The organism is Deltaproteobacteria bacterium, from assembly GCA_017302835.1.
Taxonomy (GTDB): domain Bacteria; phylum Bdellovibrionota; class Bdellovibrionia; order Bdellovibrionales; family Bdellovibrionaceae; genus UBA2316.
In genome coordinates this window covers 1-18,630 of the sequence record JAFLCC010000027.1, presented here as the reverse complement: position 1 = coordinate 18,630, position 18,630 = coordinate 1, and the positions used below count along the sequence as shown (strand labels likewise).

The 18,630-nt window shown below is 37.5% G+C and carries 25 protein-coding genes; 11 read left to right on the top strand and 14 right to left on the bottom strand.

All coding sequences use genetic code 11. The annotated features are described in order from the left end of the window. Positions 1–70: 70 nt before the first annotated feature. A complete protein-coding gene (locus J0M15_16510) occupies positions 71–373 on the top strand; it encodes a hypothetical protein (GenBank protein MBN8538653.1) in 303 nt (100 codons plus the stop codon). Here J0M15_16510 and J0M15_16505 read toward each other — a convergent pair. From J0M15_16505 to J0M15_16495, 3 genes are read right to left on the bottom strand one after another with little or no spacing between them, the layout of a single operon-like run. Further along, positions 333–1,880: an IS66 family transposase gene (locus J0M15_16505; GenBank protein MBN8538652.1), complete on the bottom strand. Its 1,548-nt coding sequence runs from the start codon at positions 1,878–1,880 to the stop codon at positions 333–335. The two genes, J0M15_16510 and J0M15_16505, sit on opposite strands and share 41 nt — an antisense overlap. After that, the gene (tnpB, locus tag J0M15_16500) at positions 1,828–2,292 is read right to left on the bottom strand and encodes an IS66 family insertion sequence element accessory protein TnpB (GenBank protein ID MBN8538651.1); all 465 of its coding nucleotides are present in this window, start codon (positions 2,290–2,292) and stop codon (positions 1,828–1,830) included. The genes J0M15_16505 and tnpB overlap by 53 nt, the downstream gene beginning before the upstream one ends. A gap of 33 nt (positions 2,293–2,325) precedes the next feature. Further along, complete coding sequence (locus tag J0M15_16495; GenBank protein ID MBN8538650.1) at positions 2,326–2,697, bottom strand: hypothetical protein; 372 nt, start codon at positions 2,695–2,697, stop codon at positions 2,326–2,328. 82 nt (positions 2,698–2,779) lie between these two features. On the opposite strand from J0M15_16495, the gene J0M15_16490 reads away from it, so the two are divergent. Then, positions 2,780–3,007 carry a transposase gene (locus tag J0M15_16490; GenBank protein ID MBN8538649.1) on the top strand — a complete coding sequence of 76 codons (228 nt, stop codon included), beginning with the start codon at positions 2,780–2,782 and terminating at the stop codon, positions 3,005–3,007. Positions 3,008–3,231: 224 nt separating this feature from the next. Here the strand turns inward: J0M15_16490 and J0M15_16485 are convergent, their stop codons facing one another. From J0M15_16485 to J0M15_16445, 9 genes are all read right to left on the bottom strand, one after another. Further along, positions 3,232–3,639: a hypothetical protein gene (locus tag J0M15_16485; protein MBN8538648.1), complete on the bottom strand. Its 408-nt coding sequence runs from the start codon at positions 3,637–3,639 to the stop codon at positions 3,232–3,234. 17 nt (positions 3,640–3,656) lie between these two features. After that, entirely contained in the window at positions 3,657–4,712 is a 1,056-nt protein-coding gene (locus J0M15_16480) for a hypothetical protein (GenBank protein ID MBN8538647.1), read from the bottom strand. Positions 4,713–4,718: 6 nt separating this feature from the next. Continuing rightward, positions 4,719–4,967, bottom strand: coding sequence for a hypothetical protein (locus J0M15_16475; GenBank protein MBN8538646.1), 249 nt, complete (start codon positions 4,965–4,967; stop codon positions 4,719–4,721). Between the two features lie 284 nt (positions 4,968–5,251). Continuing rightward, positions 5,252–5,938 (bottom strand): methyltransferase domain-containing protein, encoded by a 687-nt coding sequence (locus J0M15_16470; GenBank protein ID MBN8538645.1) that lies wholly within the window; start codon positions 5,936–5,938, stop codon positions 5,252–5,254. Between the two features lie 187 nt (positions 5,939–6,125). Continuing rightward, positions 6,126–6,500 carry a VOC family protein gene (locus tag J0M15_16465; GenBank protein MBN8538644.1) on the bottom strand — a complete coding sequence of 125 codons (375 nt, stop codon included), beginning with the start codon at positions 6,498–6,500 and terminating at the stop codon, positions 6,126–6,128. A 13-nt stretch (positions 6,501–6,513) separates the two neighbouring features. Continuing rightward, positions 6,514–6,684, bottom strand: a complete 171-nt coding sequence (locus J0M15_16460) for a hypothetical protein (protein ID MBN8538643.1) — start codon at positions 6,682–6,684, stop codon at positions 6,514–6,516. Positions 6,685–6,747: 63 nt separating this feature from the next. Further along, positions 6,748–7,020 (bottom strand): hypothetical protein, encoded by a 273-nt coding sequence (locus J0M15_16455; protein MBN8538642.1) that lies wholly within the window; start codon positions 7,018–7,020, stop codon positions 6,748–6,750. Positions 7,021–7,022: 2 nt separating this feature from the next. Beyond that, positions 7,023–7,160, bottom strand: coding sequence for a hypothetical protein (locus J0M15_16450; protein ID MBN8538641.1), 138 nt, complete (start codon positions 7,158–7,160; stop codon positions 7,023–7,025). Between the two features lie 21 nt (positions 7,161–7,181). Then, a complete protein-coding gene (locus tag J0M15_16445; GenBank protein MBN8538640.1) occupies positions 7,182–8,891 on the bottom strand; it encodes a GNAT family N-acetyltransferase in 1,710 nt (569 codons plus the stop codon). 392 nt (positions 8,892–9,283) lie between these two features. Here J0M15_16445 and J0M15_16440 point away from each other — a divergent pair, with 392 nt between their 5' ends. From J0M15_16440 to J0M15_16415, 6 genes are all read left to right on the top strand, one after another. After that, a complete protein-coding gene (locus J0M15_16440) occupies positions 9,284–9,727 on the top strand; it encodes a hypothetical protein (protein MBN8538639.1) in 444 nt (147 codons plus the stop codon). A gap of 142 nt (positions 9,728–9,869) precedes the next feature. Then, entirely contained in the window at positions 9,870–10,778 is a 909-nt protein-coding gene (locus J0M15_16435) for a hypothetical protein (GenBank protein MBN8538638.1), read from the top strand. Positions 10,779–11,076: 298 nt separating this feature from the next. Next, complete coding sequence (locus J0M15_16430) at positions 11,077–11,457, top strand: hypothetical protein (protein MBN8538637.1); 381 nt, start codon at positions 11,077–11,079, stop codon at positions 11,455–11,457. 126 nt (positions 11,458–11,583) lie between these two features. Then, positions 11,584–13,482, top strand: a complete 1,899-nt coding sequence (locus tag J0M15_16425; protein ID MBN8538636.1) for a PAS domain-containing protein — start codon at positions 11,584–11,586, stop codon at positions 13,480–13,482. Continuing rightward, positions 13,472–13,834: a response regulator gene (locus tag J0M15_16420; protein MBN8538635.1), complete on the top strand. Its 363-nt coding sequence runs from the start codon at positions 13,472–13,474 to the stop codon at positions 13,832–13,834. The genes J0M15_16425 and J0M15_16420 overlap by 11 nt, the downstream gene beginning before the upstream one ends. Before the next feature lie 199 nt (positions 13,835–14,033). Continuing rightward, the gene (locus tag J0M15_16415; protein ID MBN8538634.1) at positions 14,034–14,279 is read left to right on the top strand and encodes a hypothetical protein; all 246 of its coding nucleotides are present in this window, start codon (positions 14,034–14,036) and stop codon (positions 14,277–14,279) included. A 1,123-nt stretch (positions 14,280–15,402) separates the two neighbouring features. Here J0M15_16415 and J0M15_16410 read toward each other — a convergent pair. Both J0M15_16410 and J0M15_16405 read right to left on the bottom strand, forming a co-directional pair. After that, positions 15,403–16,551: a site-specific integrase gene (locus J0M15_16410; protein ID MBN8538633.1), complete on the bottom strand. Its 1,149-nt coding sequence runs from the start codon at positions 16,549–16,551 to the stop codon at positions 15,403–15,405. Then, the gene (locus tag J0M15_16405) at positions 16,542–16,796 is read right to left on the bottom strand and encodes a helix-turn-helix domain-containing protein (GenBank protein ID MBN8538632.1); all 255 of its coding nucleotides are present in this window, start codon (positions 16,794–16,796) and stop codon (positions 16,542–16,544) included. Before J0M15_16405 ends, J0M15_16410 begins: the two co-directional genes overlap by 10 nt. Before the next feature lie 159 nt (positions 16,797–16,955). Here J0M15_16405 and J0M15_16400 point away from each other — a divergent pair, with 159 nt between their 5' ends. From J0M15_16400 to J0M15_16390, 3 genes are all read left to right on the top strand, one after another. After that, entirely contained in the window at positions 16,956–17,276 is a 321-nt protein-coding gene (locus J0M15_16400) for a helix-turn-helix transcriptional regulator (protein MBN8538631.1), read from the top strand. A gap of 75 nt (positions 17,277–17,351) precedes the next feature. Further along, positions 17,352–17,534: a hypothetical protein gene (locus tag J0M15_16395; GenBank protein ID MBN8538630.1), complete on the top strand. Its 183-nt coding sequence runs from the start codon at positions 17,352–17,354 to the stop codon at positions 17,532–17,534. A gap of 2 nt (positions 17,535–17,536) precedes the next feature. Next, positions 17,537–18,298, top strand: coding sequence for a hypothetical protein (locus J0M15_16390; protein MBN8538629.1), 762 nt, complete (start codon positions 17,537–17,539; stop codon positions 18,296–18,298). Positions 18,299–18,630: the final 332 nt, after the last annotated feature.

Here is an 18,630-nt window from a genome sequence, read left to right as displayed (position 1 = left end):
CTCCCCACATTTTGGTATTTGGTAAAAATTGTTAGCCTGACTTCAGTCCATAACTGTAGGAGGTTTTCATATGAAGTGTTGGGTCTCTGCTGGCAGAGCAGAAAAAAAACAATTTGAAGCTATTTCTTTAATTACTTTGAGATGTCCCTATCTAATGGATTTTTTGTTTCATTCGCTCAGGCCTGAGTTAAAAAACTCTGCTGACGAGCTTTTAAAAGAAGCCAGGGGATTTTCTTCTACAGATTATTTATTGGTAAAGCTTTGTTTAGATCTTTGGTGTGATCAAGGAAAATTCAAAGTTCATGAGCTTTTTAAGCTTGAACCAGACATTTTTAAACAGGCCCTTCAGGCCCTGGAATACTTAGCTTCTTAAAGTCATCAGGTGTGTAAGCCTTTTTACCTTGAAGTAAATCTTTGGTTAGTTGCTCAAAATACTCTCGAGGATTGACTTGATTTAATTTACAGCTCTCCACTAATGAAAATAAAATGGCAGCTGTCTTGGCTCCTCGTTCAGAATGAGTACCGTACCAGGTCTTTCTTCCAACAACATGACTTCTTAAAAGTCTTTCTTGAGCATTATTATCTATAGGCACTTCCGCATCTTCTAAAAACAAAGTCAGCCCCTGATAATTATTTATCAAATAGGCCATGGCTTTAAAAAACTTATTCTTCTCAGGGTATTTAACTAAATCCTCTAAAGCCTTATCCTTCATAACTTTAAAGCAGGGTTTCATGCTCTGTCTTAATTCGAGCACCTGATCCGGAGGTTTCCCTTTGGCTTGAGCATTTAATTTATAAATCTCATGATATTGTTCCAAATAAAACTCAGCCTCTGGATGATTCACCCGTGCTTTGAAAAAATATCTCCTTGCATGGGCATTACAATAACCACTTTTTATTAAAGTTTCTTTTTTTTCAAACCGTTGTTTATTTACTTCCTTAATAGCCTTGCCATAACCTGAGTACACATCCGTTACTAACACTTCACATTTTGAGTTCATCAAGACATCACTAGCCACATCCCCAGATCTGGTATCATGGCACTCTAGATAACATACTTTCTCCGTGGAAAATCCCCATAAAAACCAGGATTTCGTTTCACTCCCCTCAAGCATTTTATGGGGAGTCTCATCGGCTCGTAAAACCCGAGCTAATACCACTTTATGTTTTAATCCATAATAAGCCCTAATAACAAAGTCAGCATATTGATGTGTCAGTTCAATTAAACTATGTGGTGGGATATCCATAACTCCACATCTTGCAGCCATTGCCGCATACCTCTCTAAGGGAATCAAATCACAGTACTTCGATAAAGCCACATCCTGGATCATTTCATCACTATAACTAGATCCTTCTATAATTCGAGCAGGCGCTGGTGATGTCTGGATATCTCCATGGCACTTTGAACATCTATATTTTTTTCTCTTTTGCAAAATGATTTCATATTTTTTCGGGATCACCGTTAATTGCTCAGAGTCTTCTGTCATCCCTGAATCTTCCATGACGGACTGACAGCAAACACAACTAGGAACAGGGTCCATAGTTATGACTCTTTCAACAACAGGAAGCTGTGGATATCTTTCGCTGGGCTTTTTAACTCTTGGCTTTGGTGGACCTGCTGGCTCTTTAGGCCGATCTGATTTCTTATACCGCTCAGAGCTAGATCCATAAATCGTATTTCGTAGCTCTCCCAATTGCTCTTGTAAAATAAGCTGCAATTGTGCATCTGTTATTTTTAAATTTCTTAACTCATAGTTCTCTTTGATAACCCTGGCGAGTTCTCCTTCTAAAATCGAGTTCCTCTGAATCAGGTCTTGCCGACTTAGATTATCTATCTTTGTTAATTTTGAAATTTGGTCGAAACTTACTTGTTTTTCCATCTCGTTTCACGAGACTCGATCCTAAGGAAACACTAGGCAACTCTTGACTCAACGGGAATGCAGATTTTTTTATTTCTTTCGGGCTATCTATAAATCTTTTTTCCATATCGGCTCCTTCAAAAAACAAAGCAAACTCCGCCGCTGTTAAAATCAATTCCCCTTTATAATAGGGATTAATCTTACTAAATAAACCCTTCTCTAATCTTTTCATCAGAATCACTAAACCTGTTCCATCATAATACAAACATTTTATCGAACTTCTTATTGAGTTCATAAATAAAAACAAATGACCGCTAAAGGGATCCTGGTTAAGAACCCCTTTAGCTTTGGAAAACAAAGTATCATAACTGGCTCTCATATCCGTGGGCTCTCTACAAACAAATACTTTGGTTCTTCGATTAAATGTGATCACTTTGTTCCTTATTTCTCAGACTACTTTTTTAAGTCATGCTACTTTCTTTAAAAAATCTATCAAGACCTCAACCTGTGGAAATCGAATCAATTTACCATTATCCCATACAATCTCTATCCCCACACAAGGACTGCCCGACAAAGGAAGGAGATTCTCTGATATCTTTATCTCCTTAAAATCTTCAACTGGAAAATGACCCTCACGTTTTAGCTTTTTCGCCTTTCCTATGATAGATGCCATCCCTTTTTGGCTTATCCCCACAACTGTATAAAACCCTTTTGCTGGTCCTGTCCAATTCTCCCAGGCGTGAAGAATCTCCATAAGTAGTTCATCACTTACTTTACGAACTCGACCGCCCTCACTACGAAAAGTGCTGATCTTTTTCTTTAATACTTCTAAATCCATAACATACCTCCATGTATTGTTGTGATATCAATTTACTAGATTTAATTTACTTTTAAAATGTGGGGAGGTTTGTTGATGTACGATGTACAATAAGAATGCATACATTGAATCCTTCTTCTCAATCTATGAAATTGAATTCTTACAGGTAAGGTATTTTGCTACCTTCCAAGAAGCTTACAAGCAAACCATGGAGTTTATTGAATTTTATAATACTAAAAGAAAACATGGCTCCTTGAAAATGATGGCTCCATTAGATTTTAAAAAATGTTATAAAAACTATTCTAATACTGAAGTGGAAGTGAGACTTTAGCATGAAGAATTTAAATCAAATTTTAACACAAGTGTTCGCATCGAAAATGTCCATAATTAAGGGGTTGACAGGGTTCAGTTCCTTAGGACGAACACCCTAATAAGGCATACCTTCCTGATTCGGTTAAAATGCTGAACCTTTTCGTCAAGAGCCGCTTTCTCAAAAAAAGCGTTCAGACCGTATAAAATCGACGTTAGATAAAACCGATGACCAGCCGCGATTGATTACTTTGATGGACAAGTTTCTGAAATTTGTTTCACAATTTTTTTGGCTTTGAAAGCATTTTTATCTGCTCCAAAACCAGCAGGCTGATCAAGTTTTAAATTATAAACTTTTGCCTTATAATAACGAGCTGAAATTTTTTCTAGAACTAACGCCTTTGCTAGGACGGATTGACCCTTTAGACTTATTAGATCTAAAGAAGTCTCTTCGTTAGGAACAATGATCAATTCTACTTTTAATCCTGATTCAGCTAAAGTTGTAATTATCGGTTCTTTTTTTAAGTCGCTAGAAAGCTCACCATGGAGCTCATAACTTTGACAGATTTTTAAATCTTGTTCCACATCGGCCCACAAATAGGAACTTAGCAAAACTACAGTGAAAAACGCTTTTAAAGCATGAAATTTTGGCACGAGGAACTCTTCTGTTCTTAAAGTGATCTTGCATGAAGTGCATATAATTTTCGTTCAGCTGCCATAACTTCCTGTGCCTTTTGCACAAGAATTTTCTTTTTATTTTCGTATATATCCCAATCCTTTCCTAATGCTTTGCCCATTTTATTTAGGGCTTCTGCGAGTTTATGATGATGAGGGCGTAATTTAGTAATTTGCTCCCGTGAATTTTCATCCAGCCATTTTATATCTGTCAGTGAAACACTCGGTTCCGTGAGATTTACCAAGGACCTCATTCTGCTTAAAGATATTTTGTTAAATGGCTTTAAAACTGGTTCCGTAAATCCCCAACTGGGGATCATACCCATTTTTCTTTGAACAGAGTTTATGGATTGTGAAATGCTTTTGTAACTTTTTAAGTAGTCTTGCATTTTATCTGTCAATTCTTTACCTAAAGGTGCATTTCCTAATTTTTCAGCAATGTTTTTTAAATTAGCGATTTCTTTTGTATATTCCATAACCGTCGTCTTATCACACAGTCTGCAAATCGATGCTTCAACTCTGTTAACGCTTAAACCATTTTCTCTATAAATACTGTTGGGATCACTGGCAGATAAAAAGAAATCCCAAAAAGTTTTCAAAGGAAGTGGGATTGAAGATATCTGTGGCAAATTTGCAGGCGTGGTGTCCTTTTCTCGGGAATCAAGGAAGTGTTGCTCTAAACTAATTTTTATAGATGGATCAGGGAGTTTCATAATAGTAGAAGTAAAACTACTCTCTGTCTTTGCTCCTGCGCATATTCCCATACCCACATATTTTTCAGAAGCAAGAGTGACGATGCAGCCTCTTTCCTTAGGGTTGTCGACTTGCGGACCATCATTTATATCTTGCGTAGAACCAGAGTAACAACTTAAATCTAATACTGCCAAAGTACCACCCTTTGCTTTGACTTCATCAGCGAAATACGAGATGTTTTCCAAGCTATAACCCATTGGATCTTCTGTTGCAATTCTATGAAGGAACCCTGGCGTAGTATCTCTACCGTGGGCGTAGAATGTTATTAGAACTTGATCTCCCTGTTTTCGCTTACTCACAATTTCTTATATACTTTGGTTGATATTTGCAGTTGTTGCAACTTTAGAGCCGGGAACCTTACTCGTATCGTTGTCAAAAAATGTGGTAACTTGCCATTTTCTGTTTTTTAAACCCTGACTGAAGTTTTTGAAATCTGCTGCAAAAAAATTTTCCTTTTTATGGTCTTCTCCTGATCCACCTGCAACCAGCGCGTACTGCGCGCCATATGCAATATTGCAAAAGATTGAGAGTGATAAAAAGACAAATGAGACCATGTTTTAAATCATACAATCTACTTCAAAACGTTTCACTTTTTAAAATCAAAGTATATTTTGAATGCTTAGCTTTTTGGACTTACAGCGAGGTTAACTAATGGCTAATAACCCTAGCTTAAATACCGCCGCCGCTTTATCCAGCCCGAGGACCACCAAACGTTGGGCATCACAAATTTCAAAAATCAGTGAAATTTATTGCCAAAGACCGATTCCAAATACACACTTTTAACAAGTACCAAGTTAAACCTAGATGCTGAGCTTGAACGATTCGGGCTTAATTCTTCCTATCCTCTAGCATTTTTTCTTCCCTGAATCGAAATAAGTAGATTCAACTCTAGAAAATCTTTTGCAGGTAAAAAAGTGTCAGTACTCTCAATAGTAAGCCCGACATTTTGAATGGAACTTATTATTTCATTGAAAGTGTGTAGATAGAGAACATCTCTTGATAGAGCCTCTCCTAGCGGCATTGTTCCTTCTAATCTTTTGCCAGTCAATTTAGCATCAGGGTAAAAAGATTTCCATGCCAAGTAAGCATCTGGATTTGCAGTAACTATTAAGAATTTACCATTGTCGGCTAAAACTCGACTAATTTCAAAAGCTGCTTTTTCTATATCAATAAGAAGATGCCAAACAAGAATCGAAAATGCGGCATCAAAACTTCGATTCGTTACAGGAAGATCATAGGCGTTTCCTGACAAGAAAGTTTTTTCCCCAGATGAGTAAAGTTGCTTTGCTCGATTTAGCAAATAAGGAGACGGCTCGACGCCTGTATATTTACATTTAGTTAAGTCGATTTTCTCGCTGCAAATTCCCTGTCCGCAGCCAACATCAAGGATTGTCTTTGGTAAGGCATCGTGAATCAAGCTGTCCAGTTTGGAATAAACGTGTTCGTCACGCCAGGATTTTCCTGGTTTTTCTACCACATTGATCCAGTCTTGAGCAGTCTGTTGGTCGAAGTTACGATCATCCATGGCTGTAGATTAACAATGCTTAAAAATCTATGCATCAAAAACTAATTCCCATATCGGTAGCGCGTTAAACTGAATCGAAACTTGAAATCTTGTTGTAACAGTCAAGTTCAGTTTTTTCAAAGTTGTTTCACTACAATCCTTATTTTCGGCATTCAAATCCCTTAAATAATGGGTTTAAAGAAATACGTTAATTTGAAAAAGCAATAACATGCCCATCGGGATCAGCAAAGTATCCAGCTTTTGCACCCCAGTTTCTTTCTTGAACAAGAGAAAGTATTTTTCCTCCTGCCTCAATAGCAAAATTAAAAGCATTTTCTGGATCAGAAACCCTTAAGTATAATTCTGCTCTGGGAATTCCAGCAGCTTCTTCTGGATGAATTATAGAATCGCCAAGTAACTTTTTAATTCCATTTGATGGCATCAATCCAAAAATACAGTTGTCAGCCAATTTAAATTCAGTCATCCCAGGAACATTTAAAACTGGCTGTTGCTGTAAAGCATGGGTATAGAAATCAGTACTTCTAGCTTGATCCGAAACGTATAAAATAAAATGACAAATCATAACAGTTCTTCTTTCATGCTAATAAAATATGTAAGTATTTTTCTCGTAAATTATCAATCAATTTTATTGCTGAAGGCGGCAATGACCATTTTTTAATAGCAGAAACATGATCGTCCACAGGTCCACAAGCACGACCACCAAACGCCCAAGTTCCCAATCCAATTTTTTTTAATTCTAATGACATATATCTTTAAATACCTTTTTATATTCTTCCATTGATCCAAGACCGACTGATTTTCTAAGTTCATCAACCTTTTCTGGATTTTCCATCGGCAGAATAGGAATTGATGAAAGGAGTATCCCAGAATTTTCTCATGTATTGGTCGACCTCCATCATATTATCAATTTTTTCTTGAACCCAGATTTTATTTGTTGGATCTCTTGGTTGGGATGAAAAATCTGATTTCATTTTTGCAACGACCTTATCGTAAGTGGCAATGTCTTTATCAACCCGTGGGTATGGTGAGGCACAAGCTGAGTTAACGATTGCAAGAAAAAGAGTAGCTAGAACAATTTTCATAATTACCTTTCTGATTTATATTTCAGCCTTAAATAATCCATTCTAAAAAAAATAGCTGTTCCAATAAAAGGAACCTCAAAACCATTTAGAAAAGCTACTTCATCGGCAATTGTAAGCTCTCGTGAGGTAAGACTATTCATTTTAAATTCCTGTAGCTTTCATTACAGCTTCATTTCCATGGGATAACCGCGAATCATCACGCCATCACGAATAGGCCCTGTTAATTCACCAGTTTTAATAAAGCCATATTTTTTATAGAAATCAAAAGAAGTAATTGTTGATTTGAGTGTGATCATCTTTACGTCTTCAGATCGACAAAATTCAAAAACCAGTTCCATCAGTGCATGACCCACTTTTCTTTTCAGAATCTTTGGCGTAATGTAAAAACCAAACAGATGTGCGGTTTTAATATTATCTTTTATTTCTAACCTCAGCTGGCAAAAACCTTCAATTTTATTCTCATACTCAGTAACTAAATAAAACTGATTTTGAATCGCTGGGACTCGAAATGCCGGATCAAACGTTCTGCCACCCCAAACACGAATCTCATCAGCAGAGTGGTCATTTACGCATATTTCGTTTATCGAAGTCATATGCGCATTATGAATGGCCTCGGAATCTAAAATTCCTGCTCTCCGAATGGAGATATTTCTATCAAATTGAATATTCCATCTGTTTTTAGATTCATCTAAAGCTAATTGACTTGATTTAACTTGATCTTGTGGAGCTGAGATTTCTTTACGTGTTTTAAAAGCAAGCTCAAACTCACAACAGGCTAATCCAAAAAAGCCTTGATCAAAATAGTATTTACCAAAATGCTGATGATAGGCTGCTGCAAGAGTCGATGAAATATCATTTTCATTTATAATACTTCTAGCTTGATCAAATAGAACCTTTGCTTTTGAAAATTCACTTTGCCACTGATAAGTATGTGCAAGCCTAATTAAATTTTGAATAACTTTCGACGAGTTACCAGAGCCTGAAGACAAAGCTAAGGCGCTCAACAGATACCGTTCCGATTCACTCAGTCGACTGGTAATTCGACAAGCGATACCTAAATACTCAAGCAATCTTCTTTTTTCCAATTGATCCGACTCGTGCTTTAACTTTTCAATCAGCCCAGCGATAAACTCTTCCCATACTAACGTATCTTTAGGTTGCTCTCTTAAATTTTGGTCAAAATCATATTCTGGAAATATGTAAGATGGTTTTTGCGGAATTTTAGTCTGATCAATATTTTTAATCATCAACAAACAGGGATTATGCTCGCCCCATAAAGTTTTAAATACTTCAACAGGAAAGAATCCCGTCGCCACGAAAAAGCGTCTCGTCTTTTCATAATTTTCATCAGTACGAAGTTCAGATAGCGTTTTAACTGTAAGGTATATAAAATTCTGTTCGGCCAGATATTTCTCAGCTTCATAAATTAATAGTTTACCAATACCTTGTTTATGAAAAGATTCAGCAACCCCAATGACATGAATTTCTGCTGTAGCCGTGTTGTGTTTGTTAATTGAAATAAAACCAGTCAGTTCTTCATTTGAATAACTGGCCCATGTTTCCATGGTTACTACATCTTTTACATAATCAACAATAGAGGACTCAATACCAAACCACTTCGGCAGTGATCGAAGAATTTTATCGCAAATTTTACTTCGATCTTCAGGTAAATTAATTTTTTTAATCGTCAACAAATTTCCACCCATTGCTTGCGCCACTCTGAAATTCTCAGCGCCTATAATTTTTTCTTTTGATTGGGGCCAATATGCTTCAAAATCGTTAGATAATAATTGCTTGGCAGCATCCCACTTTTGTTCAGAAATACACTTCCAAAATTTTGAAGCAATTATATTGTCGTTTTCATTTTTCATCAACATAGATCCTTAAATAAAATCTCTTTCCCATGCGCGGTTAATAAAAAGTCATTTGTTGTCGAGCTTTGAATCTGGTTCAATCCTAGACTGCTGAACATTTTTAAATTCATGTCTGATAAAGCCGGAATCATCAAACTTAACTCTAAAAATATTAACACCAATAAGTGGTTTTGGCATGTAACCTAACCCCATGATTTGTTAGAGAGGCGTTAGAGAGGCCAATATTTGATTCCCTTTTTTGGCACCTTAACTTTAAATATATACAACATAATCCCATGTAATATCTAAGCATTTTCATTGTATTCCAAGAACTGATTAAATCGCAGACAAATTTAGGTAGCGAAATGGCATTGGCACGCTTTGCAATACCAATCTATGTGAGGTATTTTATGAAGCTTTTATTTTTAATATTTTTTGCAGTTGGTGCAGTTAACACTCGTGCGCTGGCAACCACCTCCGATCCCCAAGCTTTTGATATCAAAATTTACGGTACAGAGCAGGTCAAACAATGGTTTGTCTCGAAATTAAAGCACTTATTCAACTACGGTTCGGTTACAATTGTTGATTCTGATTGTGCCGATATGCTTTTAGTAAAATATCTCAAATCCGATAAAGGAATTTTTAATCAGGGTGTTGGAACTGTTGTTATAGGATTGGGCTTCAAAAATAGCGGAAATACGACCTCCATCTATGGTATCAATGCTACTGCTGTTCAAATAAAACGAATCCAAATTTCTAATCAAGAAAATTTCGAACGCGAAATTTCGCGTTTGGTAATCACTGAAGCCGACTCGTATGTATACTTTGGTGAATGTCCCAGTCGCCGCCAATAAGAACTGATATTTACAATTTCTTGCGGACTTAACAAAAAGGCTCATTGAGTACTACCGAACTGCCTAATAAACCATTCGGTTCGGTCATAGCTTTGGCATCTTTCATGTAAAACTATTTAAATGAATTAATAAGGAGACAATAGTGCATTTTAGTTATCTTTTGTTATTGATATTTATTCTAGTTGTAGACACAAAATTGGCAATCGCACAGGGAAAAGTATGTATTTCAAATAGTTCGTCTCATTATGTGACATTAGAGTTAGAAATTAAATTTAAAGTCGATATCTGCTTAAAAAATGGCAATTTGAACATTTATGATTTCCAAGATATTAAAACTGAACTTAATACAAATGATTTAATTGTATTTCAAGAATTACTTCGCGATCTCATTAAAAAATTTCCAAAATTTATGAGTCAAATCTATCAAAATGGATTTGATAAATTTGAGTTTTATAAGTCGGCGAAAGATTCAAAGTATCTATGTAAAAAGAATCCCGGTTACGGAATAGTTTATTTTAGCGGTGCTAATGGCGAAGGGTTTGATAAGTTTAATTCTTGCATTCGTACTCGCGGAAAAGCCCCAGGTCGATTTGTTTTATCGTACGATCTTATCCATGCTCCAACTAGTCTGCAAGATCAGTACACGCAGACCAATTGGATTAGACGGATTCTTCTACATGAGTTAGCTCATGGTTTTGATAACGACACTCAGTCTTTTTCAAATTCTAAAAAATTTCTTGAACTTATAAAATGGGATTATGAATGCGATGCTCTTGTAAATGACAACTGCAGTAAATTAATGGACCATCAAACAGCTAAACAGTTACAGAGGGAAACAATTGAACTTTTAAATAAATCTGAGGTTGCAACAGCTTATAATTTTCTAAGAGAGGGGTTAAAAAAAAATGGTATTCCCTCACTTTATTCGATCCTGAAGACCCCAGACGAAATGTTTGCGGAGTATGCGGCTTATATTTATTCAGACCCAGAAGCTTCCCAGTATATTCCTAATGCGATAATTTCATGGTACCGAGAATTCGTTCTCAGATGACACTAGTACGATCGTCAGTTAAGAATCAGAAACTCTAGCTTTTAATTTCTGTAATTTATTTCTTCTCCTTTTGAACGTAGCTTGCACACGCCTTTGATAAATTTTCAAGAGCTGCTTTCTGCTTCTTATTTGATGACGCCTGTTCATTGTCATCAGAACTCAGCCTCAAGTGGTTTGATGAACGTGAAAAAAGGAGGCGCATTTCACTTATGATTGAAAAGGCTGAACGCGCCCGCTTGTATCCCTCATTAAATCGTGGTCGACGATGAAAATCCTAAACAAGTTGGGAGTCGGTCATATGATGGCGTTACGGACTGCTCACTTGCCATGCCGCCTGGCTGCCCACGAAGGACTATTTTCTATCCGCGACCAGACAATTCCAAATGTACTCAATGCATGCCGAGCCTTTCAGAGAGCTTGGCACATTGCAACCCAACAGGGACTTTCACTGCAGTCTTTTGTTGGAGCCCCTCTTTACGCCCTTCCAGGATCTTCTGAACAAGCAGTACCTCTTGCCTTAGAAAAATTTTTACAGACTCAGTGGAAAAGTCTTCTCCTATTGGCGGAAGTTCCCCTGATTTTGTTTCGTATGGGCTATGCTTCACCACCCACAGTTGTGACTTCTAGAAAACCTCTGGAATGCTGCTGGACCACCAATGGTACAACCGTTCTTAGCTGAATTCGCTGGAGAAAAAGAACTACACTTTTGCATAATCTTGAATATAAAATATAAGGATTGATTCCAATTGAACTTCAGAGGCTAGTTTTATTCCACCGCCGACACAGAGAAAGGATCATTTTTTCCATGAATAGAAATTTTGAAATGAATACTGAAAATTCTGCAACTGCCGAAGTCTTTGGCTTGCTGAACTCACTTCCGGGAGTTATTTTCTACACGGATCGGGAACTAAGATTTCTTTTTATAAATTCGTCCTTTGAAAAAACTTTTGGAGTTACACAAGCGCAGTGTGTAGGTAAAACTGTATTTGATTTTTTTGACAACCCCGAAGCGAATGTGATCAATACTTGCTTAAGCTTAGCAAACAAGGGGACTTGTAAAGATTTTGAGATTATGTTTTCAAATAAAAAAGGTGGTATTGTAACAATTCGAGGACAATGCCTACCCGATAAAGATAGAGATGGAATAACTAGAGGAGTCATTGCAATTGGGCAGGATGTTTCCATGGAGAAAGCTGCTATTGAAGAAAACAGAAGAAATGAGCAAAAAGTCATCGAGGACCGAGCTCGACTTCGGGCCCTTTTCACTCAATGTGCTGATTCGATCATGACCCTAGCTCCTCCGTCTTGGAAATTTACAAGCTGCAATCCCGCGGCACTGAAGCTTTTCGAGGTTTCTGAAGAAAGTGTTTTCATTAATCTAGGGCCCTGGAGTTTGTCTCCTGAAAAACAGCCCGACGGGAGATTATCATCAGAAAAAGCCTCTGAAATGATCTTGCAGGCTATGAAACAGGGGAGTCACCTGTTTGAGTGGGACCATAAAACCACTTCTGGAAAAATTATCAATTGCAATGTCCTTTTGAGTCGCCTGGATGTTGGTCAAGAAAGTTATGTTCAGGCCACTGTCAGAGATATAACACAAGAAAAGCTACGAGCTGGTTTTTTTCATACTGTTCTTCAAAATATTCACTCAATGATTTTCGTCAAAAATTTTAAGAACAATTTATCATTTTCCTTGTTAAACAAAGCTGGCGAAAATTTGCTGGGTGTCAAAGCAGATCAATTAATTGGAAAGAATGACTACGACTTCTTTCCAAAAGAACAAGCCGATTTTTTTACCTCAAAAGATCGTCAGGTTTTTGAAAATCGGTCCGTTCTAAAGATTGAAAAGGAAGAGATTGAAACCCCTCAGGGAAAAAGAATACTGCAAACTTTTAAGGTTCCTACATTTGATCCCAATGGCGATCCTCACTTTCTGATTGGCATTTCAAATGACATTACCGAAGAATATAACATGAAGCTTAATCTAGAACTTGAAAGAGCCAAAAGCTTTAAGAATGCGAAACTTGCCTCTCTCGGCGAAATGAGTGCTGGAATTGCTCATGAAGTAAATAATCCACTAGCAATCATTGAAGGTTCAGCGAGTCAGCTTACTAAGTTTTTAGATAACCCCGAGAAATTAAAATCAAAAATTGAATCCATAAGAAAAGCATGCAATCGAATCTCAAGAATAGTTAACGGACTTAGAAAATTTTCTAGATCGGGAGACAAATCCGATTTTTCACCAATTTCGCTCTGTGCAATCGCAAAAGAAACATTAATCTTAACAGATAATAAATCCAAACGGCATAATACTCCAGTTACATTGAGTTTTAACTCAGAAGCTTTCATTTATTGCAATGAAATTGAAATTGAACAAGTTCTTTTAAATCTAATTAATAATTCCATTGATGCAGTAAAAACTGCAAGCGAAAGATGGGTTCGCATTAAAATAGATGAAACTCAAGACTGTGTTATTCTGCAAGTCTCTGATTCTGGATCTGGAATACCAAGCGAAGTTCGCGACAGATTGTTTGAACCCTTTTTTACGACTAAAAAAGTTGGAGAGGGTACTGGCCTGGGTCTTTCGATTTCTAAAGGTATCCTTGACGAACATAAGGCAACTATCAGAATTTTGACCGATTGTCCGAACACTTGTTTTGAAATTAAATTTGTTAAATATGAAAGATTAACCAATGCTGTTTAATATTATTTACCTTGATGATGAACCTGATCTCTGCGAGATTTTTTCGGATGAATTCTCAGCAAAGGATATTGCCATCATAACCTATACCAGCGCTGATACCGCAATAAAAGCCGCAAACCAAAATCATCCAGATCTTATTTTTATTGATTATAGGTTGCCTTTAACTAACGGAGACGAAGTTGCTCTTGCCATGCCTCCACACATTCCAAAATACTTAGTAACTGGGGAACAAAACGTTGAAACCAAGTATAAATTCTCAGGAATCTTCGGAAAGCCTTTAGATCGAAAAAAAATTAGTGAAGTTATAAGGAATCTGGCGTCAGCGGGAAGAGCCACAAGCGACAAAAAGTGAAAGTATAAATTGTATCCATCCTTATCGAAATAGTACCAAGTATTCGTTAAAACCCACTTGCTCAAAAATGCCTGGTCTTTTTATTCCAGGGGATGGTTTTCGATACAAAGGGCGAGCAATATGACTAATTTAATTCGCTCAGAAGGATAGCCTTTTTAGGGTTAGATTTGAAATTGTTCTAACAGAAGCGGTTCCGCTAATGTCAAAGGCAGATCCGCATTTTTATTTTGAGCTACAAAAAGAAGGGGTTACTGACGTAAGCAGGTTTGAGCTGCACTCCCGCCAGTTAATCCACCGTGTCTATAAAGATTATACTGACATTTTTCAAAATCTGCCTTGGCAATTGATGCGGCTAAAACTAACGTCATTAAAAAAAGAATTGATAAATGGTGTTTCACTGCTACTCCTTGATACCGTGGTTCCGTTGCAAATGTGTTGGGATTAATTTCCTTGGTTAACATTTTAAAACGATGTTGTTAATTTCCAGAGAACTTAAAGTAAAACTTGAGTTTTGAAAACTGTCTTCATTTTGTACAGCAAAAAAGACATAGTTAGAGCTTTAGATTCAATAAAAGCGAAGTCCTTTTGTTCACCACAATTTTAAATTTGTATTTTGAAAATTCAGAAATCCTAAAGCAATTAAAAGGTTAATGCAGTATTTCTCGTAGATATTTTTGTATCCAAAAATTATTTTCCAAAAAATTTCGCTTCAAAAAACTGCTTTCTTGAAATTTAAAAATTATTTTAGGTATGTTTTTGAAATATGATTTTAATTTAAAATTAAATTTTTTACGTACCACTGTGCTTAACAGTTCTGTTCAAAAAACGACTGATTTAGATGATGGATAATAGCCGATGCCGGGCAGAACTTCTTCCCAGATTATTTTTTGAAGTGGCGGCAAACTACTGTACATAAAGGCCCGCATTCCTGTAAAATAAATTTAGTGGACCGTGAAAAAAAAGTATCGGGTACTCGCCCGAAAGAGAGTACGAAAAGCGCCGGGGCTCATCGGTAAATTTTAAGGAAGAGACGGATATTCATCGAACGGCTACTCGAGAAACGAAGACCAGAAGACTCTTTTTTTTGTCATATTTAAAAGTTGAATTTTTTTGCGCTCACGAAGGCGTGCTAAACGGAACTCACACCCCAGCAGCTCCAAGCATAACGGCAACCAAAAGTAGACTTCTGATAAATTGAACAACTCCAAACATAAAAAACCTCCAATAAGTGTCAAAGGTTCTTTTGAAAAATAAAGTGGGGGTTCGACGAAAACCGCTACCTCCATTTAAGGTTCACAGTTTAAAAATCTTCCGAACAAAGTAGCCAGCGTGTAGCCAAAAAGTAGCCAAACTCTGTGATGATCGGTGATTTTCTGTGACGATTCTTAAATCTGACTCAGCTAAGTTACTGAAATCTTTTGTTAATAATTTTGATGGTTTATCTAAGTTTTCTGAGAACATCAGAAATAATTTGGAGGTGACGTCGGTGATTGAATAAAATCAATGCCTTAGTCACCAATTCCACCAAATTGCCACCAGACTCATCTGATGGCAACCGGAAACAGTTTCTATTCTTGCCTAAATAACGACACAACACGACCCATAACTTCACGCTCTGGTAACAGCTTCAGCCCTTGCGTTGCGCCCTTCACCTCGATACCCGCAAGCCGAATATAACGCTGCATGGTTTTAAGGTCTTTCCAGCCACAGATCTTCATGACTACAGCCGGAGCGACACTATCGCGGATAAGCTGGGTAGCAAAACATGCTCGTAATGTGTGGAACCTCACAGAAGGCAACCCCGAACCAATACAAAACTCTCTTAGAATCGAGGCCTGCTCACCGTCGGTCCAGACTTTAAAGTGGTGAAGAACAAACTTGTCGTTAGCTCGCTTGATTTTAAGCTCTTTTAAAAGCTCAAGCACCTGTGTGCTTTCAATCGGTACGGCTCGCCAATAACGTCCTTTAGTTGGACCATAGCCTGTGCGATTGGTCCAATTTTTATGAACGTAAATCAGTTTGTTTTCAAAATCGACCTGATCCCACTCTAAAGCATAGAGTTCTCCCGAACGCATTCCAGTGAAAAGTGCCAGTGCCCAATGCGGATACCAAGGATGATTGACCTTCTCGGCATAATCAAGAAGCGCTCTAATTTGCCCGAGATTCAAAATCTCAGGCATTTTTTCCTCTTCTTTTAGCAAAGATTTAAACCCATCCGTTGGAATCACGGTCAGACCCTTAAGCTTCCCAGCTAATATGCCCCACTTAAAAACGGCATCTATCGCAGTTCGTAGTCGCTTGCGTCTTGAAATTGAAATCTCGCGCTCCACACGATCTAAAACCATCCACGCACGAGCGCGGTCAATTTCATCAACATGCAGCCGCAACCATTCTTTGCAGTGATCGCGAATAGTGTAGGTGTAATCGTCAATTGTTTGGGGGCTCAGAGCACGAATGAAGATGTCGCCTTGTCTGGCATTGACCTCCCACTCGTCGACTAAATTTTTCCACAAACAAGTTTTTTGCTCAACTTCCGTTAATTCCCGTTCAGCCTGGATAAAGAGTTTTCTTTCAGCTCTTTCGGCTTCAGCCTTGGTTTTAAATCCTTGTTCACGTTTATCAATAGCAAGACCCGCTTCTCTTGGGCTTCGTCGTTTAATCCGAACCTTAAATAATTTCTCACCTGTCGAAGAGTTGATATACTCACTTATCGCCATTTGAATCCTCCTTTTCTAGAGGATTCAATGAAAATTTTCAGTTCGGATCGTTTGAACAGCAATCGTCCAAATGGTTTGTAAAACGGAATCTTACCCAGGCTCACTAGGTTTCTAATTCTGCCTACACAGGGTTTGCCCCCTTTGCTGAGAATTCGAAGATACAAAGCTGCTTCTTCGGTATTCATCCAATCAGATGATTCAAAGTTCTGATTGGTGAATGATTCTGCCGCTTCGACTTCATTCAAAACAAAGTCCCATTTGGAAAATAGAGACTATTTGATTTTCAAAGAACTTCGAGCTTTCATCCAGCTCGATATATATCATGTTATAGAGTAACTCCTCTTGTTATTCAATATTAATTAGATTGAAAGCTAATTAATATTTGTGTTATTGATTTATTAATTATGAAGAAACCAGCGGCATCTAAAAAAGAAATAGATGAATTTGAGGCGGTGTTTTTTGCATTGTCCCATCGGTCTAGGAGGCATATATTGCTATCCTTGAGCCAGAAGAATAGCCCCATGCTTGGCGGTGAAATTGCCGACCTACTATCATGCTCTTGGCCTACAACTACAAGTCACCTGCAAAATTTAGAACAAGCAGGCTTGGTGACGGTTGAGAAACAGGGAAGAGAGCAGCTTTACGAGATCAATACTAAAAGATTAAATGTCGTTCAAAAATGGTTAGAAAAAGTGCGGGGCAAAGAGCCGGACAAGGTCGGATAAATACCGTAGTGATTTCAGTATTTTACCGGCTCCAAAAGCTATGTTATAACTTAAATAATATTTGAGGTAAATTTTATGAGTAAAAACACTAAAAACCAAAGTGCAAACCCGGTTCAAGAACTGCGGGAAATCTATAAGAAGAGACGCGAAGACACATTAAAAAAAGCGCGTGAGAAAGCAAAAAAACTTCCTCAGCCGAAAAAAGATGAGCGGGTCGCAAAGCCATCACGTTCTAATCGTCAAGATTTGGAAATGTAGTAATGAGCCTGGGGGAATTTTCTGAACTTGAAAAGTTTATTAATAAAACTTCGCTAGAGCCCAAAGGCTTTTTTGCTGACACAAGCATATTGTTTGCAGCCACTTATCCGTCTGATCTTTATAATGAAGATGCTGAAGACGTTTTCAAAATCCTAAAGTCAAAATTATCGGCGTATACAAATGTAAACGTAAAATATGAATTTTTAGAATCTCACCGACGTGTGCTACTTGCAGACTCTCTCTGTGACTTCTACGATATTTATTCAGATCGCCTACCCGCAATGGTGAACGAAAAATTGAAGTCACACAAAACGACGCATAAAAAGAAAGTTGATGCTGATAGGCCGTCAAAGCTAGAAGTCGAACAGCAGAAAAATTTTATAAAACTTCTTCGACCCACCCTGCTCGGTGAGCGTGACGCTTGGGATGTGTTATGTAAGGATTTTTTGCTGCCACAACTTGAACCTGTTTGGGACGATGCCTGTAAAAAATTAGGTATAGTGGAGATTAAAGTTCGTGAAACAGATGAATCACCACTTTTAAAGGCAAAGCCAGATTGGGCAGATGTGGTCCAAATTATGGGTCGATATGGTATTGCCTCAGCGGATGCAATGATCGTTAATATGTTTAACTGCTCCAAGATTAATTTACTTATTACTGCCGATCTTGAAATGGCGAGATCGGTGATTAGAGAAAACTGCGCCGACAAGTGTGTTTTTGTTCCCGAATCAATTTTCGAGCAGCTTCAAGCCGAAAACAACTGAGCCAGTAAAAAAATTAAAGTAACCAATCAGTCATGGGTCATTTTTGATGACTGAAATACTTGCCACCGAATAATCTTACAGCGAGCAAATAAAAATTAACCCCTAAGTACGCCAACGATCTGAAAACGCCTGACTCTAGTTTGCGGTCAATAAGCCGCCGCATATTGTATGAAAAAAGAAAGTCAGCCTCTTCACGGCTCATTACCTGTAGAAGTTGGGATTTAATCTGACAGTTGCCCTTTTGTTCATCAATTTATTTTTAACTTTTTTAAAAAAATCTGTACTGTCAGTTCAAGTTTTGATTGATGGTTTTTTCTCTTGCTATTCTTAAT